Raw genomic sequence first — 26,710 nt, 5'->3', positions numbered from 1 at the left:
CAATGGATATTGCAATGATCGGCCTCGGCCGCATGGGCGCCAACATGGCCCAGCGCCTGCACCGCGGCGGCCACCGCGTGGTCGGCTACGACCCGGGCGAAGGCGCCCGCCAGCGCGCCGCCGAGGCCGGCCTGGAGGTGGTTGATTCGCTGGCCGCCGCCGTGGCCGCGCTGCCGGTGCCGCGCGTGGTGTGGCTGATGGTGCCCGCCGGCGAAACCGTCGACCAGACCCTGGGCCAGCTGACCCCGCACCTGGCCGAGGGTGACATCGTCATCGACGGCGGCAACTCCAACTACCAGGACTCGATCCGCCGCGCCAAGGCGCTGGCCGAGGACGACCTGGGCTACGTCGACTGCGGCACCAGCGGTGGCGTGTGGGGCCTGCAGGAAGGCTACAGCCTGATGGTCGGTGGCGAAGCGCCGGTGGTGGAGCAGATCGCGCCGCTGCTGCGTACGCTGGCACCGGCCGAGGACCGCGGCTGGGCGCGTGTCGGCCCATCCGGCGCTGGCCACTTCACCAAAATGGTGCACAACGGTATCGAGTACGGAATGATGCAGGCTTACGCCGAAGGCTTCGCGCTGATGGAGCGCAAGCAGGAGATGGAGCTGGACCTTGCCCAGGTGGCCGAAGTCTGGCGGCACGGCAGCGTGGTGCGTTCGTGGCTGCTGGACCTGAGCACCGAAGCACTCAAGCGCAATCCGTCGCTGGATGGCATCGCGCCGTATGTGGAGGATTCCGGTGAAGGCCGCTGGACCGTCGCCGAAGCCATCGCGCTGGACGTGCCCGCCCCGGTGATCACCTTGTCGCTGCTGGAACGCCTGCGTTCGCGCGAATCCAACTCGTTCACCGACCGCCTGCTGTCGGCGATGCGCAACGAGTTCGGTGGGCACGCCATCAAGAAGTCGTAAGCAATCGGCGTCGGACCCCTTTCCGCAGGAAAGGGCGCTGACCCCCATGGCGCCAGGGGCAGTCGAGCATGGCTCGACTCTACAAAAGCATTTTCCGATTGTTTGCACGTCATCCACGCGTGGCGTGGACCTACTGGCAGATCGCGGGAAAGTGTCGAAGGCCGGGTGGGGGCGGTTGCGGGGGTGTCTGCGGCATGGATGCCGCGGCCAAGCCTCCAGGGACGGATTTACGGCGTCCCCCGCAACCCGACCCACCCCGCCCTCCCACGGAATGCACGCCTTGGCTTCCGACGTTGACGTTGCCTCGGCGGGTGCAGGGCGCAGCCCTGCCGGTCACCCCAGTTCGATCCGCCGCCCTTGCTGGGCACTGTCCATGCCCGCCTGCAGCAACCGCATCAACTGCAGTGCCTGCACCGGGCTGACCGTAGCTTCGCCGTCGCCGTGCATCGCCGCGGCGAACTGCGCATACAGCCGCCGGTAGTCGCCAGGCAGGTTGTCCACCGTCGTGCGCTGCACGTTGTCTTCGGCATCGCAGCGCACCAGCTCACCATGCCGCGGATCGATACCCCAGCCTGGCGCACCGGGTGCCACACTGCGGCGCAGCTGCGCCTCCTGCACGTCCAGGCCGTGCTTGATCCAGCTTGCCTTGCTGCCATGCACGCTGAAGTGCGGGGTCTGTGCCGCGACCAATGAACCGGAATGGAGAATCGCGCGATGCCGCGGGTAGTGCAGCACGGCGTGGAAGTAATCGATGCCGCTGCCGCCTTGGCGCAGCACGGCAAGATCCGCATCGATCGCCTCGGGCCAGCCGAACAGCACCAGCATCTGGTCCAGCAGATGCGGACCCAGGTCGTACCACAGGCCACTACCGGGCCCGTCCTGCTCGCGCCAGCGATCGCGCACCTGCGGCCGGTAACGGTCGAAATGCGCATGGCACTCGGCCACGTCGCCCAGTGCGCCTTCGGCCAGCAGCGCCTGCAGGGTGAGGAAATCCGCATCGAAGCGCCGGTTCTGGAACACGGTGGCGATGCGGCCGGCGCTGCGTGCCGCAGCCAGTACCGCTTCGGCTTCAGCGACATCCAGCGCAAACGGCTTGTCGACCAGCACGTGCTTGCCCGCGGCCAGCGCCGCGATTGCAAGCGGCGCGTGCTGCGCGTTCGGTGTGGCAATCACCACCGCGTCCACGGCCGGATCGTCGAACACGTCCTGCGGCATCGCACGCACGTGCACGTCGCTGAACGCGCGCAGCAATGTGTCGCGCTGCGAACTGACGATGCTGTGCAGCGCCAGCCCGGGTGTGTGCTGGATCAGCGGCGCATGGAAGACGCGGCCGGCGAGGCCGTAGCCGATCAGGGCCAGTTGCAGGTCGGGGCGCATGGCAGAGCTCCGGCTTTGGGAAGGGCAGGGTATACGACGGGTGGTGGCAGGCCAAACTGAACCGTTGCCCCAGGAAACAGTTCGATTCACGGCGGCATGACCGCAGCGCCACGCCTGCTCTACGGCGGCTTGTCCAGACTGGCAGCACATCCCGAAGGAGTACGACACGATGAGCAATACCTCCCGCACACTGATTGCTTCTGCCTTGACGCTGGGCCTGGCGCTGTCCTCCTCGGCTGCATTTGCCAAGGATCCCGCTGCCAAGAGCCCGCCGACCAGCAGCCATCCGGCCACGCATGCTGATCGCCATGACTCCAATGAGCCTGTGACCGATACCTGGATCACCACCAAGGTGAAGGCCGACCTGCTGGCCAGCAGCAACGTTCCGGGCACGGAGATCAAGGTGGAAACCGTGAACGGCGTTGTCAGCCTGAGCGGCGCGGTGGCCTCCCAGGCCGAGAAGGACAAGGCGGTTGCCACTGCCAAGGGCATCAAGGGCGTGACCCGCGTCGATGCCGCTGCACTGAAGGTCAGCACTGCTGCCAAGCGCTGACCTGGCGGAGTGGGCGTCCCGGTATGGGGCGCCCACTCCCGTGTGACGCCGAGCCGTGCTCGGCTGCCGTTGGGTTCCAGCCGACCGTGGGCTCGGCCGTACAGCGCCGAAGTACCAGCCGTTCAGCCAGCGGCGCTGGAAACTCCAGAGTTTTGACCCGCCTGCGCTATATTGCCGGTTCCGCCGCACTGGGGCCGGGTACGGCCCATGCTTTGCGGCCGTGTTGATGAGGAACTATGGCGCTGGTTTTCAGTGATGACATCTGGGACCGCTGGCGGATGCCCGCCTTGGCGCTGGCCGCCGCAGCGATCATCGTGGTGCCGTGGTTGACACTGCGCCACCTGCAGCAGGACAGCGAAGATGCGATGGCCTGGGTCAATCATACCCAGGCTGTCGGCGTGGCCTTGCAGCAGCTGCAGGCCGATGTACGCGATGTCGAATCGGCCGCGCTGACCCTGTCCAAGGGCGTGGACGCGCCTGGCCTGCGCGAGCGCATGGCCAAAGCCAATGAACTTCCCGGTCGCCTGGCTGAACTGGGCCGGATGACCCGCGACAATCCTGAGCAGCTGATCCGCATCGGCCGCATCGAGTCGATGCTGGAAGGGCGCATGGCGCTTGCCCGCGAACTGGCAAAGTCAGAGCCCAACAGTGACCAGCGCGAGCTGGTGCAGGACCTGAGTACGCGTTATCCGATCCGCGGGCTGGTGGAGGAACTGCAGGCCAGCGAGCAGAAGCTGCTGGCACAGCGCGCTGAGCAGGCCGCCCGCCAGCGCAAGCAGACCGAGTTGGTGTCGTGGAGTTCGCTGGTGGTCCAGCTGGCGTTGCTCGGCCTGGTGCTGTGGCTGCTGCAGCGGCAGATCGGCCGCCGCCTGCACGCCGAGCGGCAGTCATTGCGTTCGGCCGCGCGTGCAGCGTCGGTGCTGCAGACGGTGCGCGAGCCGATCGTGCTTCTCGACCGCGATCTGCGCGTGCAGCTGCACAATCCTGCTTTCGCCGAGCTGTATGGTCTGCAGGATGAGCGCGCCGAGGGCCTGTTGCTGGATAACGTCGGCAACGGTGCGTGGCAAGACCCGGTGATGCGCCAGCGACTGTCCGATGTGCTGCTGCGCGGCCGGGAACTCTGGGACTTCGAGCATGAACAGCGCACCGCCGATGGCTTGGTGCGCTACATGCTGCTCAACGCCCGGCGCATGCCGCTGCCGGACACCGATGACGAAGTGGTGTTGCTCACGGTCAGCGACGTCACCGTGCAGCGTGCGGTGCAGCTGCGTGTGGAGGAACTGAACCGCCAGCTGGAAGGCAAGGTTGCACAGGTGTCCGAGGTCAACAGGGAACTGGAAGCCTTCAGTTACTCGGTCTCGCACGATCTGCGGGCGCCGCTGCGCCACGTGGCTGGATTCTCCGACAAGCTGTCGCGCCATCTCGGCGATGCGGCCGATGACAAGAGCCGCCATTACCTGGAAGTGATCTCCAGTTCGGCGCGGCGCATGGCCGCGCTGATCGACGACCTGCTGGTCTATTCGCGGCTGGGCCGTGCGGCAATGCGGCACCAGGCGGTGGACATGCAGTCGCTGGTGGCCGATACCCGCGCCATGCTCGATTCCAATCTGCAGGCCGAGGCTGAGGCCAGCGGCCACGTGCACCAGGTGGAGTGGAACATCGCGCCGCTGCCGATCGTGGTGGGTGACGAGAACATGATCCGCCAGGTCTGGCTGAACCTGCTTGGCAACGCGGTGAAGTACTCGGGCAACCGCGAACCGGCGAAGATCCGCGTGGATTACCAGCCCCAGCCCGACGGCGGCCATCAGTTCACGGTCAGCGACAATGGTGCAGGCTTTGACATGGCCTATGCCGGAAAGCTGTTCGGTGTGTTCCAGCGCCTGCACAAGGCCAGCGACTACCCCGGAACCGGTATCGGCCTGGCCAGCGTCCGTCGCGTGCTCACCCGCCATGGCGGCCGTATCTGGGCCGAGGCCGAACCGGACGTCGGCGCCACCTTCCACTTCTACCTGCCCCCCGCGACCGACGCGGACAAACAAGGTCCCTCTGCATGACGACTCTGCGCACCATTCTTCTCGCCGAAGACAGCCCGGCCGATGCCGAAATGGCGATCGACGCCCTGGAAGAGGCGCGTCTGGCCAATCCCATCGTGCACGTCGAGGATGGCGTGGAAGTGATGGACTACCTGCTGCGCCGCGGCGCCTTCGCCAACCGCGAGGAAGGCCTGCCGGCGGTGCTGCTGCTGGACATCAAGATGCCGCGCATGGACGGCCTGGAAGTGCTGCGGCAGATCCGCGAGCACGAAGAACTCAAGCGCCTGCCGGTGGTGATCCTGTCGTCCTCGCGCGAGGAAAGTGATTTGGCCCGCAGCTGGGACATGGGGGTCAATGCCTACGTGGTCAAGCCGGTGGACGTGGACCAGTTCTTCGGTGCGGTGCAGACCCTGGGCAAGTTCTGGGCGTTGATCAACCAGGCACCGGAACTCGAGTGAGCCCATGCCCCTGACCGGTCCTGCCCTGGGGGCGCTGCGCATCCTGCTGGTGGAGGACTCACCGGAAGATGCCGAGCTGATGTCCGAACAGATGCTCGATGCGGGCCTGGACGCTCGTTTCGAACGCGTCGAGAGCGAGGCGGAGCTGCGCCAGGCACTGGCCGCGTTCCAGCCGGACATCGTGCTGTCCGACCTGAGCATGCCGGGGTTTTCCGGTGATGATGCGCTGCGCATCGTGCGCGAGACGGCGCCGGAAGTCCCTTTCATCTTCGTCTCCGGCACCATGGGTGAGGAGAACGCGGTGGCGGCGCTGCAGAAAGGCGCCAACGATTACATCATCAAGCACCAGCCGGCGCGCCTGCCGTCGGCGGTGGCGCGTGCGATCCGCGATGCCCGCAGCGCCGTAGAGCGCGCACGGGTGGAGACCGAACTGATGCGCGCGCAGCGCCTGGAAAGCCTGTCGCTGCTCGCCGCCGGCCTCAGCCATGACCTGCGCAACATCCTGCAGCCGCTGCTGATCATGCCGGACCTGTTGAAGGCGCGTACCGACGATCCGCAGTTGCACCACCTGGCCGACGTCATCGCCGAGTGTGGCCGCCGCGGCCACGAGATGGCCGAATCGATGCTGTCGTTCGTGCGCGGTTCGCGCAAGCCGAGCGAGCGTATCGAGATCAAGGGCCTGTTCGATGCGGTGGCCCTGCTGTTGCGCAGCAACGTGCCCGATGCCGTGCGCCTGGAACTGCAGGTGCAGGACGAAGGCCTGGTAGTGGATGCCAACTACACCGAACTGCAGCAGGTCATGCTGAACCTGGCACTCAATGCGATCCAGGCGATGCCCAACGGCGGCCGACTGAGCCTGACCGCCAGCCATGCCGGCCAGCGCGATGGCGTGGACTGGATGCGTATCTGCGTTGCCGATGAAGGCATTGGCATGGATGCGGACACGCTGTCGCACCTGTTCAATCCATTCTTCACCACCAAGGCAGATGGCACTGGCCTGGGCCTGATCTCCTGCAAGCGCATTGTTGAGGGCGCTGGTGGCAGCATCCATGTCAGCAGCCAGCCGGGACAGGGCACCTGCTTCGAACTGCGCCTGCCGATGCACGAGATCATCGACGGCAGCGAGCCGATCGAACAGCTGGTGGCCTTGGGCAGCGGCCAGTCGATCCTGGTGGTCGATGGGGAAGCCACGCGCCTGTCGCTGCTCGGCAACGCGCTGTCCAGCCAGGGCTACCAGCTGCAGTTGGCCTCCGATGGCCCGGCGGCGCTGCGCTGGATGCAGCAGGAGGCAATGCCGGCGCTGGTGATTGCCGATGCCGGCTCCAAGCTGCTGCCGGCCAGCCAGCTGCTGGGCGAGATGGCTGCGCTCGGTTACCGCGGCCCGGCGCTGGTGCTGGAAGACCCTGCGGTGCCGGTCTCGGCCGACGCCTTCCCGGCCGGAGTGGAGGTGCATGTACTGCACAAGCCGCTGCAGATGCAGCAGGTATTCCGCGCCGTGGCAGAAGCGCTGGGCTGATGCCCCGGTAGCGCCGGCCGCTGGCCGGCATCCCTGTGTGCTGGTATCAACGCGGTCGCCGGCCAGCGGCCGGCACTACTGTTCGTCGGTTTCCCAGGGGAACCGCGGCAGGGCGTCCACCGCCTGTTCCAGGCGCCGTGACCAGTTCTGGTGGATATCGGCATACAGCGCTGAATCCGCGCCCAGCCGCAGTTGCCGACCGATACGCAGTTCACCGTCGCGCAGCAGCGCCAGGTCGATCGGCAGGCCCACCGACAGGTTGGACCGGATGGTGGAGTCCAGCGAGACGATGGCCGTGCGCGCGGCGTCCTCCAGCCGCGTGGTCGGGCTGAGGATGCGATCCAGGATCGGCTTGCCGTACTTGGATTCACCGATCTGCAGGTAGGGCGTCTCCGGCGAGGCGGCAATGGCGTTGCCGAGCGGGTAGATCATGTACAGCCCGGGCCGCTCGCCGGCGATCTGGCCGCCGAAGATCAGCGTGGCCTGGGTGTTGACCCCGTCATGGCCGTGTTCGCTGTGGCTGCTGTGCACCTGGCTGTCCACCAGCAGCTGACCCACATACGCGGCGGCTTCGAACAGGTGGGTCATGTCGCGCAGGTTGGGCACGCGCCGCTCTGCGGCGTCGCGGCCCAGGCGCGACACCAGCAGCTGGGTGGTGGCCAGGTTGCCAGCCGCCATCAGCACGTAGGCTGCCTGGCCGGGATATTCGAACACGTGCAGCTTGCGATGCACGCGCACATCGTCCAGCGAGGCATTGGTTCGGGTGTCGGCAGCGAAGACCAGGCCCTCGTCCACCTCGATTCCAACGCAATAGGTCATGTCGGTGCCCTATCATGTGCGTCCCGGATTGTAGGCAGGCCGCCGTGACGACGGCATGTCCACGCCCCCCCCAAGTGCCGTCACCTGAACCGCATGACCACCGTGCTCCTGAGCCTGGGCAGCAACGTCCAGCCCCGCCGCTACCTCCACGCCGCGGTGACGGCCCTGCGTGAGCGCTTTGGCGCACTGCAGGTGTCACCCGCCTACCGTACTGCCGCGGTCGGCTTCGATGGCCCGGCCTTCCTCAACAATGCGGTGGCGATCGAGACCGATCTGCCGCTGCAGGAACTGGACGACTGGCTGCATGCGCTGGAAGATGCGCACGGCCGCGATCGCAGCGGGCCGCGCTTCTCCGACCGGACCCTGGACATCGACGTGGTGTTCTACGGCGACCTGGTGGTGGAAGGCCCCGGCCACCTGCGCATTCCGCGCCCAGAACTGAAGCATGCCTTCGTGCTGAAGCCGCTGGCGGACATCGCGCCGGGCTTCATCGACCCGGTCAGCGGGCAGGACCTGGCCACGCTGTGGCGGGCGCACGCGCAGTTTGGCGAGGCGTTCGAGGTGGTGGACCTGGAATGATGGGGTTGCCGGCCAGCGGCCGGCACTACCTGTAGTGCCGCTGGCCGGCAACATTTCAGCTGACGGTGCGCCCACCATCCACGCGCAGGGTGTGGCCGGTGACGAAGCTGGCTTCGGCCACCAGCCAGTACACCGCTTCGGCGATCTCCTCGACCGTGCCGATCCGCGCCAGCGGCGTGCGCGCCAGCAGCGCCTCGCGCGCGAAATCGTCCTTGCCCTGTTCCGGCCACAGGATCGCACCCGGCGCCACCGCGTTGACCCGCACCTTCGGCGCCAGCTCCAGTGCCAGTGCGCGGGTGGCCATCTCCAGCGCGGCCTTGGCCATGGTGTAGGCGATGTGGTCGCGCATCGGATGGGTGCCGTGCAGGTCGGTCAAATTGACGATGCAGCCCTGCTGGCGGCGCAGGTAGGGCGCCGCCGCTTGTGACAGCAGCAGCGGCGCACGTGCATTGACTGCATACAGTGCGTCCATCGCCTCGGCGGTGACCTGGCCGAGCGGGGTGGGGAAGAAGTTGGAGGCGTTGTTGACCAGCGCGTCCAGGCGGCCGAAGTGGGTAACGGCCTGTTCCACCAGGTCGGGCAGGGCGTCGGCGTCACGCAGGTCGGCCTTCAGGGCCAGCACGCTGCCCGGCCGCACATTGTCGAAATCGAACGCGGCCTGCTGCAGTTCGGCGCTGGAGGTGTTGGCATGCAGTACCACCGACCAGCCACAGGCGTGGAACTGGCGGGCGATGGCCGCGCCGATCCGGCGCGCGCTGCCGGTGATCAGGACCACGGGGTGGGTATCGCTCATCGAGGGTCCTCCAAGGCTCAGCTATCCTGTGCACATTGTCACCGCATTCGAACACGCCATGCAGCCCACCTTCCCCCTGCCCGAAGCCGATGCCCTGGCCCACAGCGACCAGCTGGCGGCCGCCCTGCGTGCTGAAATCCTCGCGCAGGGCGGGGCCATGCCCTTCTCGCGCTTCATGGAGCTGTGCCTGTACACCCCCGGCTGGGGCTATTACAGCGCCGGCGCCAGCAAGTTCGGTGGCAGCGGTGACTTCACCACCGCGCCCGAGCTCGGCAGCCTGTTTGCCGGCAGCGTAGCCAATGCGCTGGCACCGGTGTTCGCCCAGCTCGGCGCGCAGGCGCGGATGCTGGAGCTGGGCGGCGGCACCGGCGCCTTCGCCGAGGCCGTGCTGCTGCGCCTGGCCGAGCTGGACGCGCTGCCGTCGCGCTACGCCATCCTCGAACCCAGTGCCGACCTGCGCGAGCGCCAGCAGCAGCGCCTGCAGCAGAACCTGCCGGCCGAGCTGGCCGCGCGCGTGGACTGGGTCGACCGCCCGTTCGACGAGGACTGGGAAGGCGTGGTGTTCGCCAACGAGGTGATCGACGCGCTGCCGACCCCGCGCTTCCTGATCCGCGATGGCGAGGTCTACGAGGAAACCGTCGAGCTGGACGCCGAAGGCAATTTCATCCGTGGCGCGCAGCCGGCCGACATCCTGCTCAACGGTGCGGTGCGCCATATCGAGCGCTACCTGGAAAAGCCTTTCGCCGAGGGCTACCGTTCCGAAGTGTTGCCGCAGCTGCCGTACTGGCTGCAGGCGGTGGCTGGTGGCATGCAGCGTGGTGCGATGCTGTTCGTCGACTACGGCTACAGTCGCAGCGAGTTCTACCAGCACGACCGCGATGAGGGCACCGTGCGCGCGTTCTACCGCCACCACGTGCACAACGACGTGCACCGCTGGCCGGGCCTGCAGGACATCACCGCGTCGGTGGATTTCACCGCGATGGCCGAGGCCGGCATGCACGGCGGTTTCGAGCTGGCCGGCTACTGCAGCCAGGCCAGCTTCCTGCTCGGCAACGGCCTGGACCAGGTGCTGCTGCTGGCCGAGGAGCGCACCGATGAAGTCGGCCGCATCCAGCTGCGCGACCAGGTGAAGAAGCTGACCCTGCCGACCGAGATGGGCGAGCGCTTCCAGGCCATCGGCCTGCAGCGTGGCGTCGACTTCGAACCGGCCTTCGAGCTGGGTGACCTGAGCTGGCGCCTGTGAGCACGGCGTTGCCGGTGATCAAGCCGCTGCGTCGGCCACGGTTGTGGACCGTACTGTGGGCGACAGCGGTGCTGCTGGTGATCGTGGTCTGCCTGATCCCACCGCCGCCGATTCCGTTGCCGGAAAACAGCGACAAGGGCGAGCACTTCCTCGCCTATTTCATCCTGGCCGGCAGCGCGGTGCAGCTGTACCGGCGCGGACGTCCGCTGCTGTGGGTCGGTGTGGGTCTGGTGCTGATGGGCATCGGGATCGAGTTCGCACAGGGCGCGCTGACCAGCAACCGCACCGCCGACCCGATGGATGCCATCGCCAACACGATCGGTGTGCTCGCCGGCATGGCCACCGCACTGACCCCGCTGCGCGACCTGCTGCTGCGCTGGCGCGGGTAAGGTTCCTGTAGAGCCGAGCCCATGCTCGGCTTCCTCCCAAAGGCAGCCCAGCATGGGCTCGGCTCCACAGTAGATCCACGCCATGCGTGGATCGATTGCGCCAGGACAGGCCTGGGGTCACTTCCCCAGCCTGACCTCATCCAGCACCCACATCGCCGGGCGCGTGTCGCCGGTGAAGTTGATGCACAGGTCACCGGTGCCCTGGATTCCCTTCGGCAGCGTTGCACGCAGGGTCACGAAGCCATCGGCATCCGGCTTGGCCGGCAACGGCACTTCCGCCAGCACCTTGCCGCTGCAGTCGCCACGACGCACCAGCATCTCCCCATGCGCGCGCCTCGCTTTTTCGAAGCGACGCTTCGGCTCGTCGTGGGCCAGCTGGAAGTAATAGGGGATGCGCCCGGCACGGACTTCCACGCTGCCGACGCCGTCCAGCTGCGCCTGCGGCCAGCGCCAGCAGGGCTGGAAGATATCCACGTTGAACACCGCGCGGTTTCCTTCGCGCGGGCCATCGTCCTCCAGGCGCAGCACCAGCCCCTTCTTGCCCACGCAGCTGAGCAGCTCATCGCTGCGGCGGCTGAGCAGCGATTGTGCGCTGAACGCCGCGACCGTCGGCTTCGCCGTCAGCATCTGGCCCTGGTAGAACGCGGCGGCCTGCACGGTAGCGGGCAGCTGCGCGGTCAGCGGCTGCTGGTACAGCGGCGACTGCGCGGTCACCGGCTGGCCATCGGTGCTGTAGCGCACTTCATAGCCCAGCGGATTGGCCAGCGACACGGTCACCGTGTTGGCGGCGCGGTTGTTGGTGTAGTCCACGCCCACTTCGAACGGGGTCTGCGCGTAGGCCAGGCCCCAGGCGCGGTAGCGCTGCAGCTGCGCGGGCAGGCGCGCGAGGAAATCGCGGAAGTCGCGATGTTCCGGCGTGCTCCAGCCGGTCTCGGCCACTGCGGCCAGGCGCGGGAACAGGTTGTGCTGCAGGCGTGCGTAGGTGCGCGTGTGCTCGGTGAACATGTTGGCCTGCAGACCGAGAATGTGCTGGCGCTTGTCGGTCGCCAGCTCGGCCGGCACCGGCTCGTAGTTGTACAGCTTGCCGAGGTTGACCTGGGCCGGGCGGCCCGGCGGTTCGTTCGGCGAGGCCGTCTGCAGGTAATCCAGATAGAGGTAGCCCACCGGCGACATGACCACGTCATGGCCAGCACTGGCCGCGGCCAGGCCACCTTCGGTGCCCTGCCACGACATCACCGTGGCCTGCGGTGGCAGGCCGCCTTCGAGGATTTCGTCCCACCCGATCAGGCGCCGGTCGTGCTTCTCCAAGAAGGTCTCCAGGCGCTTGATGATGTGGCTCTGCATGGCCATTTCATCCTTGATGCCCAGTGCACGCATGCGCTGCTGCACCTGCTTCGAGGCTTGCCACTGGTCCTTCACCGCCTCGTCGCCACCCACGTGCACGTACTTGGCCGGGAACAGTTCGATCACTTCCTCCAGGACGTTCTCAAGGAAGGTGACGGTGCTGTCTTCCACGTTGAACAGGTTCGGGAACACGCCCCATTCGCTGATCGGCTTCAGCGGGGTATTGATCGAACCCAGTTCCGGGTACGCGGCAATCGCTGCGGTCGCGTGCCCCGGCACATCGATTTCCGGAATCACCTGGATATGCAGCTTCGCGGCATAGGCGATCACTTCGCGGATCTGGTCCTGCGTGTAGAAGCCGCAATACGGATGCTCCTTGCCAGTGACCGGATCGATGCCACCGTCGCCGGCCGGCAGGCGGCAGCTGCCCACTTCGGTCAGCTTCGGATAGCGCTTGATCTCCATGCGCCAACCCTGGTCATCGGTCAGGTGCCAATGGAAGGTGTTGAGCTTGTGCGCGGCCATCGCATCGAGCACGCGCTTGATCTCGTCCAGGCTCTGGAAATGCCGTGCCGAGTCGAGCATGAAACCGCGCCAGCTGAAGCGCGGCGCGTCCTGGATCTGCACTGCGGGAAGCACGCCGTTGCTTCCGCCCGTGGCCAGCTGGGCAAGCGTGGTTGCGCCGTAGAACAGGCCGGTTTCGTTGCCGGCCTGGATCACCACGCCCTGCGCGGTGCTTTCCAGCGTGTAGCTCTCGCCGCTGTCACGGAAGGTGGGCACGATCTGGAAGCGGATGCCGCCCGGGGGGGCTGCCGTCTTGCCCTTGGCCGGCGTAAGGCGCGGACCGCCACTGCGCGCCAGCAGGTCGGCGAACTGGGTGGCGACGCGCTGCGCGGCTTCGCCTTCGGCGTGCAGCACGGTGTCGGCGCGGACGGTGATGCCGCTGCCCTGGCCACGCTGCACGCTGGCCGGGGCAGGAATCAGCATCAGGCTGTCGGCGCGCAGCAGGGGGCCGGGTGCTTCAGTGGCGGGTGTGGGGTCGGCGGCAAGTGCCGGCAGTGCCGGCAACAGGGCGAGCAGGCTGCCCAGCAGCACTGCGCTGCGCATCCGGGCGCGGGAAGGCTTGACCATCGGTACGACTCCTTGGAACGGTGCGATGAACGCTATACATGAAAAACGCCGGGCCCGGAATGACCAGGCCCGGCGTGCGTGCACGACTCGGCGATGTTGCCGCCGCTGGATCAGTACTTGAAGCGGAAGTTGAGGTAGTACTGGCGACCGTTCTCATAGAACGCGCTCGGGATCGAGGCGCTCTGGTAGTACTTCAGGGTCGGGTTGTTGAGGTTCAGTGCATCGAAGCTCACGCTCATCCAGTCGGTCGCCTTGTAGCTGAGCGACAGCGACAGTGTGCCGAAATCATCCTGGTAGTACGGGCTCGCGCCCTTCAGACCGATCAGGAACGAGGAACGGTAGGTGTAGCTGACGCGCGCACCGAAGGTATCATTCTCGAAGTAGGCACCCACGTTGTAGGTGTTCTTCGAGGTACCCAGCAGGTTGTTGCTGCCGTCTTCCCAGGTGTGGGAGGTGCTGCCGTCGGCGTAGGTGTAGTTGGCGTTCAGGCCGAAGTTCTCACCCAGCGGCTGTTCGTAGGCGAACTCCATGCCGTAGACCTTGCCGTCGGCGTTGACCGGCACGGCGACCTGGTAGGCCTCCAGCTGGTTGCTCAGCTCGCTGTACAGCATCTGGGTCTGGGTGCCGAAGGCCACGTAGTCCTTCAGGTTCATCGAGTACGCGCCCAGCGACACCAGGCCGCGCGGCATGAAGTACCACTCCAGGTTGGCATCGAAGTTGGTCGACAGCACCGGCTTCAGCTTCGGGTTGCCGCCACCGCCGACCTTGGTCAGGTCCGAACCCCAGGACGATGCGCCCAGTGCCGAGAAGTCCGGCAGGGTCTGGGTCTGCGACGCGGCGAAGCGGAACACCAGGTCATCGGCCAGATCGAACTTCAGGTTCGCGCTGGGCAGGATGCGGTCGTGCTTGTTTTCGAACGACAGCGCCTTCCATTTGCCGAACAGGCTGCTGACGTCGGCGTTGGCGATATCGCTGACCGCCTGGTAGGTGTCGATGTCCTGCTTGATGTTGACGTAGCGCAGGCCGACGTTGCCGCTCCAACGGTCGCCGCTGAAGTTGGCCTGCACATAGCCGGCGAAGTTCTTCTCGGCAACCTTCCACTCGGCGCCATAGTTGTGGCGACCGGTCGGGCCGTCATTGCCGGCCAGCCAGGTGGAGTTGTTGAGCACTGCGTCCTTCAGCGCACCGGGGGTGTAGTACCAGATGTTGCGCGGGAAATTGCCGCCGATGCCGCCGGCGAAGCCACCCGGGAAGCTGCCGGTGGGGGCGCCCTTCAGTGCGTCCCAGATCGCGCCCGGCGTTGCGCCTTCCGGCGACAGCGCCTCGCGCTTGTGGTCGGCATAGCGCACACCGAAGTCGAGCGAGTTCAGCACGCCGCCATCGTTGAAGTACTGATTGAAGTCCGCCGTGAACCACTTTTCCTTGTCTTCGGCAGTGACTTCCTGGTTGCCCCAGGTGCCGAAGCTGGTCACGCCGTTCGGGCTGATGTCGCCGCCGACGTTCCAGTCCACCGGCGAACCGTTGCCGTGGGTGGTCCAGTTGGCGCCGCCGCCGTCAGCCACTGTCACTTCCGCGATGAACTGGCGCGGCGTGGTGCCGGTGCCCTTGGTGCTGCCGGCCTGGAACTTGGCGTTGAGGCTGTCATTGATCTGCCAGTCGGCATCGAGGGTGATGTAGTTGCTCTTGGCGGTGGCCTCGCGGTAGATCATGTCGTACACCGCGTACGGCGTACCGGCGACGCCTGCGAAGTTGGCGTTGGTCAGCACGCCATCCTTGACCACATAGCCTGGCAGCGGGGCCTGGCCCGGGCGGGTGATCACGCCGGCGTCGTCCTTGTCGTCGCCCATGATCTTGCTACCCCACAACATGAAGTTGCGGTTGTAGTTGTTGGCTTCCATCTTGGAACTGAAGCCTTCCAGGCCCAGCGTCAGATTGTCGGCCGGCTTGAACTGCAGTGAGATCAGGCCACCCTTGCGCTCGCGGGTCTGCTCGAACAAGGTCGAGCCGAGCAGGGCGGGCGCATAGACACCGGCCAGGTCCGGGTTGGACTTGGCTACGGTGCCGTTCGGGTCGATCTTGAAGAAGCCCGACGGGATTTCCTGCGCTTCACGACGCAGTTCACGCTTCTGGCTGAACCCCTGCACCATCACGCCGAAGGTGCCGTCGTCGTTCTTGTAGTTGAACAGGCCCGACAGCTGCGGGTCGGTCGACTTGGCCTGGTCCGAGCGCACCGCGCCGATCGAGGCTTCAGCGGTGATCTGCTTGGAAAATTCCAGCGGCTTGCGGGTGAGGATGTTGACGGTGCCGGTGGTGCCGCCGTCCTGCAGCTTGGCCTGCGAGGACTTGTTCACCTCCACCGAGCGCACCAGTTCCGACGGCAGCAGGGTGTAGCTGACGCTGCGGCCGACATTGCTACCTTGGCTGAGCACGAACCAGTCGGCCGAGCCGACGCTGTGGCCGTTGATCAGGGTCTGGGTCAGGCTCGGACTGGTGCCGCGCAGGCTGACACGGTCGGCTTCGTCGAAACCGCCTTCATCGGCGCTGGACGAGCTGATGTTCACGCCAGGCAGGCGCTGCAGGGTATCGGCCACGTTATGCGCGGGCAGCTTGCCCACGTCTTCGGCAGTGACCACTTCCACGCGCGCATTGGCTTCGCGCTTGGTGTCCAGCGACTTTTCCATCGAGCCACGGATGCCGGTAACGGTCACGGTGTCCAGATCGGTGGCGGTCGGGGCCGCCTGCTGCGCGTGCACACTGAAGGCGATGCAGCTGACGATGGCGGCCGAAAGCAGGGTCTTGCGGGTGTTCATGATGTCTCTCCTCATCATTCGATTGGGTGCCGGCGGCGGTGTTCGGTTACGGTTGCCTTGACATGCGCGGGGCGGCGGCGAAGTCCCGCGTTGGCGTGCCACGTACTGCGTGCTGCGATTGCGTTGAAGCCTGTTGCGGTGTCAGGCGGCGGACTGCTGCTGCAGGTACCAGCTGGCAGCGCCGACCACGCCCAACTGGCCGTGCTCGACGACCTTCACCGGGATGCGTGCCAGCGCTTCGCCCATCGGCCCCTTCTGCAGGTAGCGCTCGACGAAGGTGCTGGCGCGCAGGTATTCGCGGATCTGCGGCAGGATGCCGCCGGCCAGGTAGACGCCACCGTAGGCACCGTAGAACAGGGCCATGTCGCCGATGGTGCTGCCGAGCAGGCCGCAGAACACATCCAGCGCCTGGCGGGCGTTCGCATCGGTATCGGCCATGGCGGCGGCAGTGACCGCATCGGGACTGGCCAACGTCGGTGCCTGCCCCTGCAGCGCGCACACCGCGCGGTAGAGGTTCATCAGGCCCGGGCCGGAGATCGCATGTTCGATCGACACATGGGCGCGGTCGCGCTGCATGTGGCGGACGATGGCCATTTCAAGTTCCGTGCTGGCCGCCAGGGTAGGCTGGCCGGCTTCGGTGGGAAGCACCACCGGGCCGTGCGCAGTGGGAATCCACAGTGCCGCACCGAGGCCGGTGCCGGGGCCGACCACCAGGGTCGGGCCACGTGCGGCGGTGTCCGGCCCGCACAGGTGCAGCACGCCACTGGCGTCCACCTGCGCGGCGGCATAGGCCACCGCTTCGAAGTCGTTGACGATGTAGACCCGCTGCAGGCCGACGTCGGCTTCCACCTGGCGCGCCGACAGCGGCCACGGCAGGTTGGCGGTGATCACCGTGCCGTCCTCGCGGGCGTAGCCGGCGCTGGCGACCACGCAATGCGTGGGCCGCGGGCCTTCACCCAGGAAGTCGGACAGGATCGCGCTGAGGCCGCCGTGGTCGGCGTTGCGGTACTTGCGGTACTCCAGCACCTGCACCGGGTGGGCGGCATCACCGCTGGCCTGGACCCGGGCCACACGCACATGGGTGCCACCGACGTCGGCGGCCAGGAACGAGGGCGCGATTCGGGACAGGACATGGGCCGGGGCGGGGTGGCTGGCGGTCACGCGGGCTCCTGCTGCAGGTGGGGCCGGACCCGGGAAAGGGGGCGGCGATTGGGCGGAGTCTGTAACCCCGCTGACAACGATGTCAACGAGTTCGTGACACTTTCGTTGCTGCGCCGCAACGAACGGGGTATGCAGTAAACGTTTACATGGCGTGATCATGCGTTTCACGCGGGAACCTTTGCTGCACGGGGCTCAAGGGCTCAAGCGCATTCAGCAGAACGCGCTGTGATCGGGTTGCGCAGTGCAGCACGAGGTTCACAGGGCTGCGCGTGGAAGTTGACAAACCGCGGCTGTCCATCGAAAGAATGTGACAACGTTGTTCCCAGCCACTCTCCGACGCCGCGTTCTGCGGCCGTCGCCGCAGGAGCCCTCCTGATGTCCGCCGTCCCCGCTGCAAGCGCGCGCCCGAACGTGGCCACCTCCATCGCCATCGTTGGCGTGTTGTTCTTCCTGATCGGCTTCTTCACCTGGCTAAACGGTCCGCTGATCACCTTTGTCAAGTTGGCTTTCGAACTCAGCGAGGTCGGCGCCTTCCTGGTGCTGATGGTGTTCTACCTGTCCTATTTCTTCCTGGCCCTGCCGGCGTCCTGGATCCTGCGCCGCACCGGCATGAAGAAGGGCCTGAGCCTGAGCCTGCTGGTGATGGCCGGTGGTGCCGCGCTTTTCGGTGAATTCGCCACCCAGCGCTGGTACCCGGGCGCGCTCGGCGGCCTGTTCGTGATCGGCAGCGGCCTGGCCCTGCTGCAGACCGCGATCAACCCCTACATCTCCATCCTCGGCCCGATCGAGACGGCGGCGCGCCGCATCGCGCTGATGGGCATCTGCAACAAGATCGCCGGCATGCTGGCGCCGGTGCTGATCGGCACGCTGGTGCTGCACGGCATCGGCGACCTCGATGCGCAGGTGCAGGCGGCTGACGCGGTCACCAAGGCCGCGCTGCTGAACGAGTTCGCTGCCAAGATCCACACCCCGTACCTGGCGATGGCCGCGCTGCTGGTGGTGCTGGCGGTTGCGGTGCTGTTCTCGCCGCTGCCGGAAATCAAATCCTCCGAGGCCAATGCCACGCCGGCGGCTGCCGGTGCCGCCGAGCGCCGCAGCATCTTCCAGTTCCCGCACCTGTGGCTGGGCGTGCTGTGCCTGTTCGTCTACGTCGGCGTGGAGGTGATGGCTGGTGATGCGATCGGTACCTACGGCCACGGCTTCGACCTGCCGCTGGACCAGACCAAGATGTTCACCTCGCTCACTCTGGGCGCGATGCTGATCGGCTATGTGGTCGGTCTGCTGCTGATCCCCAGGGTGGTTTCGCAGTCGCGCTACCTGACCATCTCAGCGGTGCTGGGCGTGGTGTTCTGCCTTGGCGCCTGGGCCACCCGCGGCTACGTATCGGTGGCCTTCGTGGCCCTGCTGGGCTTTGCCAACGCCATGATGTGGCCGGCCATCTTCCCGCTGGCGATCCGCGGCCTGGGCCGCTTCACCGAGACCGGCTCGGCCCTGCTGGTGATGGGCATCGCCGGCGGCGCGATCATTCCGCAGCTGTTCGCCGTGCTCAAGCAGCACATCGACTTCCAGCTGGTGTTCGTGCTGCTGATGGTGCCGTGCTACCTGTACATCCTGTTCTATTCAGTGATCGGCCACCGCGCCGGCCTGCCGCAGGACAAGGCCTGATCGGCGATGATGGACGGCAGTCAACCCCAGGGAAAACCCATGCGCAGAGCGACCATCAAGGACGTTGCGGAGAAAGCCAAGGTCTCGCTGAAGACGGTCTCGCGCGTGATCAACAACGAGCCCTCGGTGATGCAGGCCACCCGCGCGCGGGTGCTGCGTGCCATTGCCGAGCTCGACTATGAACCCGATCCGTCCGCGCGCAACCTGCGCAGCGGCACCACCTTCGTGATCGGGCTGGTCTACGACAACCCGAACCCGTACCACATCATCGGCGTGCAGAACGGCGTGCTCGCCGCCTGCCGCGAGACCGGGTTCGGGCTGCAGATCCATCCCTGCGATTCCAGCTCGCCGCTGCTGGCCGATGAACTGGCCGACTGGCTGCAGCGTTCGCGCCTGGCCGGGCTGGTGCTGACCGCACCGATGTCCGAGCGCCGCGACCTGATCCAGGCGCTGACCGCGCGCGGCATCAAGCTGGTGCGCATCATCGCCGCCACCGAAGACCCGGCCGATGGCGCCTGTGTGTTCGTGGACGACCGCGAGGCCGCCTACGAGATCACCGAGCACTTGATCCAGCTCGGCCACCAGCGCATCGGCTTCCTCTGGGGCGGCAGCTCGCACCGTTCCTCGGGCGAACGCTATGCCGGTTACGAAGCCGCGCTGAAGGACTACGGCATGACCGTGGACAAGCACCTGGTGGTGCAGGGCGATTACACCTTCGATGACGGTTTCCGTGGGGCGCGCCGCCTGCTGGCGCTGCGCGAACCGCCCACCGCCATCTTCGGCTCCAACGATGAAATCGCCGCCGGCGTACTGGCAGCCGCAAAGTCGGCCGGCATGAACGTGCCCTACGACCTGTCCATTGCCGGTTTCGAGGACAGCCCGTTCTCGCGCCAGTCGTGGCCGCCGCTGACCACGGCCAAGCAGGCCACCGAAGATATCGCCCGCCACGCCGCGCGCCTGCTGATCGCGCAGCTGCGCAGCGATGCCTACGACGACGCGCCGGCGCCGCTGCACAACCAGGGCTTCGTGCCGCAGCTGGTGGTGCGTGGTTCGACCGCGCCGATGCGCCCCGCCGGCGCACGCCCCCTTCCTTCCGATCCTGCCTGAGCCTGCCATGTCGCTGTCAGACCCCACGTCCACCCTGATGTTCGCCGAGGCCGCTGAAGCGGCCGACGTGGTCGCGCGCCAGTTCTCGCGCAACCACGCCATCATCGAAACCCTGGCCGCCAGCCTGCGTGCTGCACCGCCGCCGTTCGTGGTCACCTGTGCACGCGGCAGCTCCGACCACGCCGCCACCTATGGCAAGTATCTGCTGGAAACCCAGCTGGGCCTGGTGGTCGCGTCGGCCTCGCCATCGGTGGGGTCGGTCTACGCCGCACCATTGCAGCTGCGCGGCGCACTGTTCATCGTCATCTCGCAGTCGGGCAAGAGCCCGGACCTGCTGCGCAACGCCGAGGCCGCCAAGGCGGCCGGTGCGCGCGTGATCGCGCTGGTCAACGTCGAGGATTCACCGCTGGCGCAGCTGGCCGACACGGTCATTCCGCTGCACGCGGGTGCCGAAAAGAGCGTGGCGGCGACCAAGAGCTACCTGGCGTCGCTGGCCGCGCTGCTGCAGCTGGCCGCGTACTGGAAGCAGGACAGCAGCCTGCGTGCGGCGCTGGACCTGCTGCCCGACGCGCTGCGTGAGGCGTGGCAGTGCGACTGGAGCGCGGTGACCGAAGGCCTGGTCGAGGCCACCAACCTGTTCGTGCTCGGCCGTGGCCTGGGCTTGGGGGCGGCCCAGGAAGCGGCGCTGAAGTTCAAGGAAACCTGCAGCCTGCATGCCGAAGCCTACAGCTCGGCCGAAGTGAAGCATGGCCCGATGGCGCTGGTCGACCGCGGCTTCCCGGTGCTGGCCTTCGCCCAGCCCGACGAAACCGGCGCCGGCACCCGCGCGGTGGTCGAGGAATTTTCTGCCCGGGGCGCGCAGGTGTGGCTGGCCGGGGCCGGCGGCAACCTGCCGGTGGCTGCAGCGCCGCATCCGTTGTGCGCACCGTTGTTGACCGTGCAGAGCTTCTACCGCGCAATCAATGCGCTGGCATTGCGTCGTGGCTTCAACCCGGACCTGCCGCCGCACCTGAACAAGGTGACGGAGACGGTGTGATGGCAACCGTGCTGCGCAATGCCCGCATCCTGGCGGGCGATGAGTTCCGCGACGATCTGGCAGTGGTGATCGAAGATGGCCGCATCAGCGCGCTGCTGCCCGATGCCGCGCCGCAGCTCGGCCACGCTGCCGAGCAGGTGGACCTGGGCGGTGGCTGGCTGCTGCCCGGCTTCATCGACGTGCAGGTCAATGGTGGTGGCGGCGCGCTGTTCAACAACACGCCGGACGTGACGGCGCTGCGCACCATTGCGCAGGCGCATCGTCGTTTCGGTACCACCGCGATGCTGCCGACGCTGATCAGCGATGACGTGGCGGTGATGCGCGAAGCCATCGGTGCGATGCGCGAGGCCATCGCGCAGGGCGTGCCGGGCGTGATCGGCATCCACTTGGAAGGCCCGTACATCGCGCCGGCGCGCAAGGGCACGCACGATGCCAGCAAGTTCCGCGTGCCGGATGAAGACGAGATCGCGCTGGCGGCATCGCTCGACAACGGCGTGACCCTGCTGACGCTGGCGCCGGAACGCGTCCCGCTGGAGACGATCCGCGCGCTGGTCGAGCGTGGCGTGATCGTTGCTGCCGGTCACACCGCCGGCACCTATGAGGAGATCCGCGCCGGCCTGGATGCCGGTGTGCGTGGCTTTACCCATCTGTACAACGCGATGTCGCCGCTGCAGGGCCGCGAGCCGGGCGCGGTGGGTGCTGCACTGGAAGACCGCGATAGCTGGATCGGCATCATCGTAGATGGCGTGCATGTGCACCCGGCCAGCCTGCGCGTGGCGCTGGCTGCCAAGCCGCGGGGTCGCCTGCTGCTGGTGACCGATGCGATGCCGCCGGTCGGTGCCGACGATCCCAGTTACGTGCTGTATGGCGAAACCATCACCGCCATTGATGGCGTGGTGCGCAATGCCGCCGGTTCGCTGGCGGGCTCGGCGCTGGACATGGCCACGGCGGTGCGCAACACCGTGCAGCTGCTCGGCCAGTCGCTGGCCGAAGCGGCACGCATGGCCTCGACCTACCCGGCGCAGTTCCTCAACGTCGATGATCGCCTGGGCCACATCGCCGAGGGCTACCAGGCCGACCTGGTGCTGCTGGATGACGCCCTGCAGGTGCGTGGCACCTGGATTGCCGGGCAGTACGAGGCCGCCTGATGAACAGTTCGCCGCCACGCCGGCTGGGCTCGATCGATGCCCTGCGCGGCATCACCGTGGCGGCGATGCTGCTGGTCAACAACCCGGGTGACTGGAGTGCAGTGTTCGCGCCGCTGCGCCATTCGGAATGGCATGGCTGCACGCCCACCGATCTGGTGTTCCCGTTCTTCCTGTTCCTGGTGGGCGTGTCGATGGCCTTCAGCGTGGCACCGCGCGCGCAGGATGCGGCGGCGCGACCCGCGTTGGCGCGCGGTGTGCTGGAGCGCGCGCTGCGCATCCTGGTGGCCGGTGCGCTGCTGCACCTGCTGATCTGGTGGGCACTGCATACCCAGCACTTCCGCATCTGGGGCGTGCTGCAACGGATTGCCGTGTGCGCGGCATTGGTGGGCGTGCTGGCGGTGTATGCACGGCCGCGCATGCAGATGGGCGTGCTGGTCACGCTGCTGGTGGGCTACGCGGTGCTGCTGATGGGCATCGGTGACCTGGCGCCGTGGACCAACCCGGCCAGCCGCCTGGACACCACGCTGTTTGCACCGTGGATCTATCAATGGCATGCCGATACCGGCCTCGGCCATGACCCGGAAGGATTGCTGAGCACGCTGGGTGCACTGGCCAGTACCGTGCTCGGCCTGTTGGCCGGTGGCCTGTTGCGCAGCGGACGTGCCGCCGCGCTGGCGGGGCTGGGTGCGGTGACCGCCGTGCTGGGTCTGTTGCTGGCCACGGTGCTGCCGTTGAACAAGCAGCTGTGGACGCCCAGCTACGCGCTGTGGACCGGCGGCCTTGCCGCGCTGGCACTGTGGCTGGGCCACGTGCTGATCGACCAGAAGGGATGGCCCGCACTGGGCCGGCGCTTCGGGGTCAATGCGATCACCGCGTACCTGGGGGCCTCGGTGATGTCAGTGCTGTTGATGGCCAGCGGCGCCTGGAGCTGGATCTGGCAGCAGCTGGCCACGGCGATGCCGCAGGCGGTGGAGCTGGCGTCGATGCTGCAGGCGCTGGCGTTCGTCGCACTGTGGTGGGGCGTGGCGTGGTGGCTGGATAAGCGGAAGATCTATCTCAAGATCTGATCCCTCGGGACCCGGGGTCGGATCCCGTTTCCGCAGGAAAGGGCTCTGGCCCCATCCGTGAACGGCATCCACGCATGGCGTGGTTCTACCGACCCTGCATCGTCGATCGATCGCGCGAGATGCCCCGTAGATCCACGCCATGCGTGGATGCTCTCCGCGTGGCGTCTGACCGCCGCAAAGATGAACAATTTCAGTCACGTAGAGGTGGGGTGATAGCTGATCGAGTTCGCATCTGAACTGTGATAGTTGGCACGCTATTTCACCTGTCGAAACGGTTCACCATGGCGCAGACTGCGCTCGCAGTACCGCATATCCGCAGTTCCTGATCCCTTGTCCAGGAGTGCCGTATGTCCCGTGCCGTCCCGCGCGCAACGCGTATGCGCCGCCTCACCGCTTCCGTACTGCAGGCCCTGGCCGTCCCGTCCGTCATGCTGTTGAGTGCCGGCGCCGCCTGGGCGGGCTGTGACAACGCCACCCCGACCGCAGGCCAGACGGTCACTTGCGACGCCAACGCGCCGAACCCGCAGACCGTTCCCATCACCGCCAATGGCCCGGCCGGCATCACCATCAATGTCGCCAGCGGCGCACAGCTGCAACAGAGCGGCGGTGCAAGCGCCATCTCGCTGGTCGGCGCAGGTGGGCATCTGTTGTCCAACGTGGGCACGATCAGTTCGGTCGGCGGTGTGGCGGTCCAGCTCGGTGGCGGCAGCCGTGTCGAAAATGCGGGCAGCATCAGCACCGGCAACAACACCGCCCTGCAGCTCGTCGGTGCGGGCGACAGCGTGCTGGTCAATCGCGGAACGATCAGCGGGCGCAGCGGGGTGCAGTTCGGTGCCGGCAATGATCGCCTGGAGATGCAGGCCGGCAGCATCAGCGGCGGGGTCCTGCAAGGGGATGGCAACGATGTGCTGCTGCTGGGCAATGGCACCATCGACAGCGTCGACCAGGGCAACGGCGATGACCAGATGACCGTCACCGGCGGCACCGTCACCGGCCTGGTAGCGCAGGGCAGTGGCCGCGATGATTTCGTCATGAGTGGCGGCACGGTCGGCGCGCTGCAGCAGGGCGACAACATCGATACCTTCCGCATGAGCGGTGGCCGCATCATCGGCGCGTTCGAGGATGGCGACCAGGCCTGGATGACCGGTGGCCGCATCGGCCGCGTCAACATGAAGCTGGACAAGAACCTGTGGGACCAGTCCGGCGGCACCGTGGATGGCAATGTGGTGACCGGTTTCGACACCGATACCATCATCATCTCGGGTACCGCCTACATCGGCGGCAACATAAGCGTCAGCGGCGGCAACGACAGCGTGACCATTACCGATGGCACCGTGCGCGGGCAGGTACTGCTCAGTACCGGCGATGACACCTTCAACTGGAATGGCGGCGGCATCGTCTACGGCGCGATCGACATGGGCCCGGACAACGACGTGGCCAACCTCAGCAACCTCAACCAGGGCAATCTCGGTGCGGTGCCGCTGTTCGACGGCGGCAGTGGCATCGACCAGCTCAACCTCAGCAACGTCAAGACCACGGGCGTGGGCCGCTTCCAGAACTGGGAGACGATCAGCCTGACCAACAGCACCGAGCTGAGCTTCGATGGCGACCTGGTGCTGGGCGACAGCGCAACCGGCACCGGCACGCTCACCGTGGATGACACCAGTACCGTGTATGCGGGCAGTGGCGGCCATGCCATCCGTCCGTTCAACAGTGGCGCACTGGTGGAGATGGTCAATGCCGGGCGCATCGACCTGACCGGTACCGGCGCGGGCGACGTGTTCACCGTGCGTGGCAATTATCGAGGCGATGGCGGTGGCCTTTACCTGCGTACCGTGCTGGGCGCGGACAACTCCACCAGCGACCGTCTGGTGATCGACGGCGGTACTGCCACCGGGACCACCGGCATCGGCGTGCTCAATGCCGGCGGTAGCGGCGCCGCCACGCTGGCCGATGGCATCCTGGTGGTGCAGGCCTTGAATGGTGGCCGCACCGCGCCGGGCGCGTTCTCGCTGTTCGCACCGGTTGCCGCCGGTGCCTACGAGTACTTCCTGTTCAAGGGCGGCGTCAGTGCTGGTACCGGGGAGAACTGGTACCTGCGCTCCACGCTGGTCAGCGGGCCGACGCCGGCACCCAATGGCGGCGGTACTGCCGTACCACCACCATTGACGCCGCCGGTGGCACCACCGCCGCCGATCACCCCGGCACCGCCGCCGCCGCCCGAAGGCGCCCCCGACCCGGACCTGACCGCAGGCGAGACCGCGCCACCACCGCCGCCACCGGAACCGGCGCCGGTGGCGCCGCCCAGCGATCCGGCCGTGCCGGACGTGCCGGTGGCCGGTGGTGCGCTGCCCGGAACCGGTACGCCGCCGACGCCGGGCGCACGCCCCGCCGAGGGCGCAGTGGTACCGCTGTACCGGGTGGAGACTGCGACCTATGCCGTGGTGCCGCCGCTGCTGCGTGAGACTTCGCTGGCCAGCCTGGGTGCCTTCCACGAGCGCCAGGGCGAGCAGCGCCTGCTGTACAACCAGGGCACATTCCGTACCGCCTGGGGGCGCTTGGTGGGCCAGAGCAGCGAGATCCACTGGAAGGGCGATGCGCAGCCCGGCTTCGGTGGCGATGTGATGGGCCTGCAGGCCGGCATCGACGTATGGGCTGCGGCGTCTGATAGCCATCGTAACCAGATCGGCGTGTTCGTCGGCCGCACCCGTGCGCAGGGCAAGACCACCGGCCTCGCACTGGGCTGGGAGAACGTGCAGGTGGGCCAGAACCGCCTGGACGACAAGCACGTGGGCCTGTACTGGACGTTCACCGACAGCAGTGGCGGCTACATCGACGCCGTGGCGATGCAGAGCCGCTACGACGGCCGCGTGCGTTCCTCGCGTGGGCTCGGCTTCGGCATCAAGGGCGATGGCACCAGCGTGTCAGTGGAGGCCGGAAAGCCGCTGCTGCACGTCGGGCAGTCCGCATGGTGGCTGGAACCGCAGGTGCAGGTGATCTGGCAGCGCGCTTCGCTGGATGACCGTCGCGATGAAGTATCGAGCGTGCGCTTCGACAACGACAACGCCTGGACCGGCCGCATCGGCCTGCGCCTGGCCGGCGATTATCAGTTGGCCGACAACGGCTGGCAGCCGTATTTCAAGCTCAATTACTGGCATGGCCGTTCCGGCGAGGACCGCATCCGTTTCGACGACGACGTGATCGTCAATTCGCAGCGCTCGCGCGCGCTGGAAGCCGGCGTGGGTGTGGTCGGGCGCTTCAACCGCACCATCAGCGCGTACGCGGTGGCCGACTACACGCGCGAACTGGGCGGCGACCGCAACGAGAAGCGCCGCATCATCGAAGGCAACATCGGCCTGCGCGCGGACTGGTAGCGCCGGGCCATGCCCGGCGGCATGACCCGCTCTGGTGGGTGTCGACCTTGGTCGACACGAACCCTGCCGCCGTCATGACTTTGTAGAGCCGAGCCATGCTCGGCTGCTTCAGTCGCGATTTCCCCAAGCCGAGCATAGGCTCGGCTCCACAGAACACTAGCGCGTGGCGAGATCGATCCCACCGCGGCTATCCTACGGC

20 protein-coding genes are annotated in these 26,710 nt (G+C 67.0%); 14 read left to right on the top strand and 6 right to left on the bottom strand.

Features of this window, described 5'->3' with window-relative positions:
• Window positions 1-2: 2 nt before the first annotated feature.
• Window positions 3-908, top strand: a complete 906-nt coding sequence (gene gnd, locus N5C25_RS09335) for a phosphogluconate dehydrogenase (NAD(+)-dependent, decarboxylating) (protein WP_043401640.1) — start codon at window positions 3-5, stop codon at window positions 906-908.
• A 333-nt stretch (window positions 909-1,241) separates the two neighbouring features.
• Here the strand turns inward: gnd and N5C25_RS09330 are convergent, their stop codons facing one another.
• Entirely contained in the window at window positions 1,242-2,285 is a 1,044-nt protein-coding gene (locus N5C25_RS09330; protein WP_279936846.1) for an oxidoreductase, read from the bottom strand.
• Window positions 2,286-2,454: 169 nt separating this feature from the next.
• Here N5C25_RS09330 and N5C25_RS09325 point away from each other — a divergent pair, with 169 nt between their 5' ends.
• The 4 genes from N5C25_RS09325 (at window position 2,455) to N5C25_RS09310 (ending at window position 6,845) form a co-directional block, all read left to right on the top strand.
• Window positions 2,455-2,838 (top strand): BON domain-containing protein, encoded by a 384-nt coding sequence (locus N5C25_RS09325; RefSeq protein ID WP_019660668.1) that lies wholly within the window; start codon window positions 2,455-2,457, stop codon window positions 2,836-2,838.
• Window positions 2,839-3,074: 236 nt separating this feature from the next.
• A complete protein-coding gene (locus N5C25_RS09320; RefSeq protein WP_251103458.1) occupies window positions 3,075-4,892 on the top strand; it encodes an ATP-binding protein in 1,818 nt (605 codons plus the stop codon).
• Complete coding sequence (locus N5C25_RS09315) at window positions 4,889-5,329, top strand: response regulator (RefSeq protein WP_005411057.1); 441 nt, start codon at window positions 4,889-4,891, stop codon at window positions 5,327-5,329. Before N5C25_RS09320 ends, N5C25_RS09315 begins: the two co-directional genes overlap by 4 nt.
• A gap of 4 nt (window positions 5,330-5,333) precedes the next feature.
• The gene (locus tag N5C25_RS09310) at window positions 5,334-6,845 is read left to right on the top strand and encodes an ATP-binding protein (RefSeq protein ID WP_019660666.1); all 1,512 of its coding nucleotides are present in this window, start codon (window positions 5,334-5,336) and stop codon (window positions 6,843-6,845) included.
• 75 nt (window positions 6,846-6,920) lie between these two features.
• On the opposite strand, the gene N5C25_RS09305 is transcribed toward N5C25_RS09310, so the two are convergent.
• A complete protein-coding gene (locus tag N5C25_RS09305) occupies window positions 6,921-7,664 on the bottom strand; it encodes a 20S proteasome subunit A/B (protein WP_262213990.1) in 744 nt (247 codons plus the stop codon).
• A 93-nt stretch (window positions 7,665-7,757) separates the two neighbouring features.
• On the opposite strand from N5C25_RS09305, the gene folK reads away from it, so the two are divergent.
• A complete protein-coding gene (folK, locus tag N5C25_RS09300; RefSeq protein WP_012481279.1) occupies window positions 7,758-8,243 on the top strand; it encodes a 2-amino-4-hydroxy-6-hydroxymethyldihydropteridine diphosphokinase in 486 nt (161 codons plus the stop codon).
• Between the two features lie 55 nt (window positions 8,244-8,298).
• Here the strand turns inward: folK and N5C25_RS09295 are convergent, their stop codons facing one another.
• Window positions 8,299-9,036: a pteridine reductase gene (locus tag N5C25_RS09295; RefSeq protein ID WP_262213989.1), complete on the bottom strand. Its 738-nt coding sequence runs from the start codon at window positions 9,034-9,036 to the stop codon at window positions 8,299-8,301.
• Window positions 9,037-9,094: 58 nt separating this feature from the next.
• On the opposite strand from N5C25_RS09295, the gene N5C25_RS09290 reads away from it, so the two are divergent.
• Window positions 9,095-10,279: an SAM-dependent methyltransferase gene (locus N5C25_RS09290; protein ID WP_058981625.1), complete on the top strand. Its 1,185-nt coding sequence runs from the start codon at window positions 9,095-9,097 to the stop codon at window positions 10,277-10,279.
• On the top strand, window positions 10,276-10,668 hold the full coding sequence (locus tag N5C25_RS09285; protein ID WP_262213988.1) for a VanZ family protein: 393 nt from the start codon (window positions 10,276-10,278) through the stop codon (window positions 10,666-10,668). Before N5C25_RS09290 ends, N5C25_RS09285 begins: the two co-directional genes overlap by 4 nt.
• Before the next feature lie 117 nt (window positions 10,669-10,785).
• Here the strand turns inward: N5C25_RS09285 and N5C25_RS09280 are convergent, their stop codons facing one another.
• From N5C25_RS09280 to N5C25_RS09270, 3 genes are all read right to left on the bottom strand, one after another.
• Complete coding sequence (locus tag N5C25_RS09280) at window positions 10,786-13,143, bottom strand: family 20 glycosylhydrolase (RefSeq protein ID WP_279936845.1); 2,358 nt, start codon at window positions 13,141-13,143, stop codon at window positions 10,786-10,788.
• Between the two features lie 110 nt (window positions 13,144-13,253).
• Window positions 13,254-15,953 (bottom strand): TonB-dependent receptor, encoded by a 2,700-nt coding sequence (locus N5C25_RS09275; RefSeq protein WP_058981595.1) that lies wholly within the window; start codon window positions 15,951-15,953, stop codon window positions 13,254-13,256.
• A gap of 141 nt (window positions 15,954-16,094) precedes the next feature.
• Complete coding sequence (locus tag N5C25_RS09270) at window positions 16,095-17,114, bottom strand: glucokinase family protein (RefSeq protein WP_251103087.1); 1,020 nt, start codon at window positions 17,112-17,114, stop codon at window positions 16,095-16,097.
• 375 nt (window positions 17,115-17,489) lie between these two features.
• On the opposite strand from N5C25_RS09270, the gene N5C25_RS09265 reads away from it, so the two are divergent.
• From N5C25_RS09265 to N5C25_RS09240, 6 genes are all read left to right on the top strand, one after another.
• Complete coding sequence (locus N5C25_RS09265; RefSeq protein WP_262213983.1) at window positions 17,490-18,779, top strand: sugar MFS transporter; 1,290 nt, start codon at window positions 17,490-17,492, stop codon at window positions 18,777-18,779.
• Window positions 18,780-18,818: 39 nt separating this feature from the next.
• Window positions 18,819-19,886: a LacI family DNA-binding transcriptional regulator gene (locus N5C25_RS09260; RefSeq protein WP_279936844.1), complete on the top strand. Its 1,068-nt coding sequence runs from the start codon at window positions 18,819-18,821 to the stop codon at window positions 19,884-19,886.
• A 7-nt stretch (window positions 19,887-19,893) separates the two neighbouring features.
• Window positions 19,894-20,922, top strand: a complete 1,029-nt coding sequence (locus N5C25_RS09255; protein WP_021204669.1) for an SIS domain-containing protein — start codon at window positions 19,894-19,896, stop codon at window positions 20,920-20,922.
• Window positions 20,922-22,070, top strand: coding sequence for an N-acetylglucosamine-6-phosphate deacetylase (gene nagA, locus N5C25_RS09250; RefSeq protein ID WP_251103088.1), 1,149 nt, complete (start codon window positions 20,922-20,924; stop codon window positions 22,068-22,070). Before N5C25_RS09255 ends, nagA begins: the two co-directional genes overlap by 1 nt.
• On the top strand, window positions 22,070-23,137 hold the full coding sequence (locus N5C25_RS09245) for a heparan-alpha-glucosaminide N-acetyltransferase domain-containing protein (RefSeq protein ID WP_279936841.1): 1,068 nt from the start codon (window positions 22,070-22,072) through the stop codon (window positions 23,135-23,137). Before nagA ends, N5C25_RS09245 begins: the two co-directional genes overlap by 1 nt.
• 347 nt (window positions 23,138-23,484) lie before the next feature.
• On the top strand, window positions 23,485-26,511 hold the full coding sequence (locus N5C25_RS09240) for an autotransporter outer membrane beta-barrel domain-containing protein (RefSeq protein WP_279936840.1): 3,027 nt from the start codon (window positions 23,485-23,487) through the stop codon (window positions 26,509-26,511).
• Window positions 26,512-26,710: the final 199 nt, after the last annotated feature.

Origin of the sequence: Stenotrophomonas sp. GD03958, assembly GCF_029839005.1 — a bacterium.
GTDB classification, from domain to species: domain Bacteria; phylum Pseudomonadota; class Gammaproteobacteria; order Xanthomonadales; family Xanthomonadaceae; genus Stenotrophomonas; species Stenotrophomonas hibiscicola.
The sequence above is the reverse complement of the archived record's forward strand: the minus strand, read 5'-3'. Positions and strand labels throughout refer to the sequence as shown.

What these genes read in the sequence shown, in the direction of transcription:
- gnd (WP_043401640.1), top strand. Translation starts at nt 3, where the DNA reads ATGGATATTGCAATGATCGGCCTCGGCCGCATGGGCGCCAACATGGCC.
- N5C25_RS09330 (WP_279936846.1), bottom strand. Translation starts at nt 2,285, where the DNA reads ATGCGCCCCGACCTGCAACTGGCCCTGATCGGCTACGGCCTCGCCGGC.
- N5C25_RS09325 (WP_019660668.1), top strand. Translation starts at nt 2,455, where the DNA reads ATGAGCAATACCTCCCGCACACTGATTGCTTCTGCCTTGACGCTGGGC.
- N5C25_RS09320 (WP_251103458.1), top strand. Translation starts at nt 3,075, where the DNA reads ATGGCGCTGGTTTTCAGTGATGACATCTGGGACCGCTGGCGGATGCCC.
- N5C25_RS09315 (WP_005411057.1), top strand. Translation starts at nt 4,889, where the DNA reads ATGACGACTCTGCGCACCATTCTTCTCGCCGAAGACAGCCCGGCCGAT.
- N5C25_RS09310 (WP_019660666.1), top strand. Translation starts at nt 5,334, where the DNA reads ATGCCCCTGACCGGTCCTGCCCTGGGGGCGCTGCGCATCCTGCTGGTG.
- N5C25_RS09305 (WP_262213990.1), bottom strand. Translation starts at nt 7,664, where the DNA reads ATGACCTATTGCGTTGGAATCGAGGTGGACGAGGGCCTGGTCTTCGCT.
- folK (WP_012481279.1), top strand. Translation starts at nt 7,758, where the DNA reads ATGACCACCGTGCTCCTGAGCCTGGGCAGCAACGTCCAGCCCCGCCGC.
- N5C25_RS09295 (WP_262213989.1), bottom strand. Translation starts at nt 9,036, where the DNA reads ATGAGCGATACCCACCCCGTGGTCCTGATCACCGGCAGCGCGCGCCGG.
- N5C25_RS09290 (WP_058981625.1), top strand. Translation starts at nt 9,095, where the DNA reads ATGCAGCCCACCTTCCCCCTGCCCGAAGCCGATGCCCTGGCCCACAGC.
- N5C25_RS09280 (WP_279936845.1), bottom strand. Translation starts at nt 13,143, where the DNA reads ATGGTCAAGCCTTCCCGCGCCCGGATGCGCAGCGCAGTGCTGCTGGGC.
- N5C25_RS09275 (WP_058981595.1), bottom strand. Translation starts at nt 15,953, where the DNA reads ATGAACACCCGCAAGACCCTGCTTTCGGCCGCCATCGTCAGCTGCATC.
- N5C25_RS09265 (WP_262213983.1), top strand. Translation starts at nt 17,490, where the DNA reads ATGTCCGCCGTCCCCGCTGCAAGCGCGCGCCCGAACGTGGCCACCTCC.
- N5C25_RS09260 (WP_279936844.1), top strand. Translation starts at nt 18,819, where the DNA reads ATGCGCAGAGCGACCATCAAGGACGTTGCGGAGAAAGCCAAGGTCTCG.
- N5C25_RS09255 (WP_021204669.1), top strand. Translation starts at nt 19,894, where the DNA reads ATGTCGCTGTCAGACCCCACGTCCACCCTGATGTTCGCCGAGGCCGCT.
- nagA (WP_251103088.1), top strand. Translation starts at nt 20,922, where the DNA reads ATGGCAACCGTGCTGCGCAATGCCCGCATCCTGGCGGGCGATGAGTTC.
- N5C25_RS09245 (WP_279936841.1), top strand. Translation starts at nt 22,070, where the DNA reads ATGAACAGTTCGCCGCCACGCCGGCTGGGCTCGATCGATGCCCTGCGC.
- N5C25_RS09240 (WP_279936840.1), top strand. Translation starts at nt 23,485, where the DNA reads ATGTCCCGTGCCGTCCCGCGCGCAACGCGTATGCGCCGCCTCACCGCT.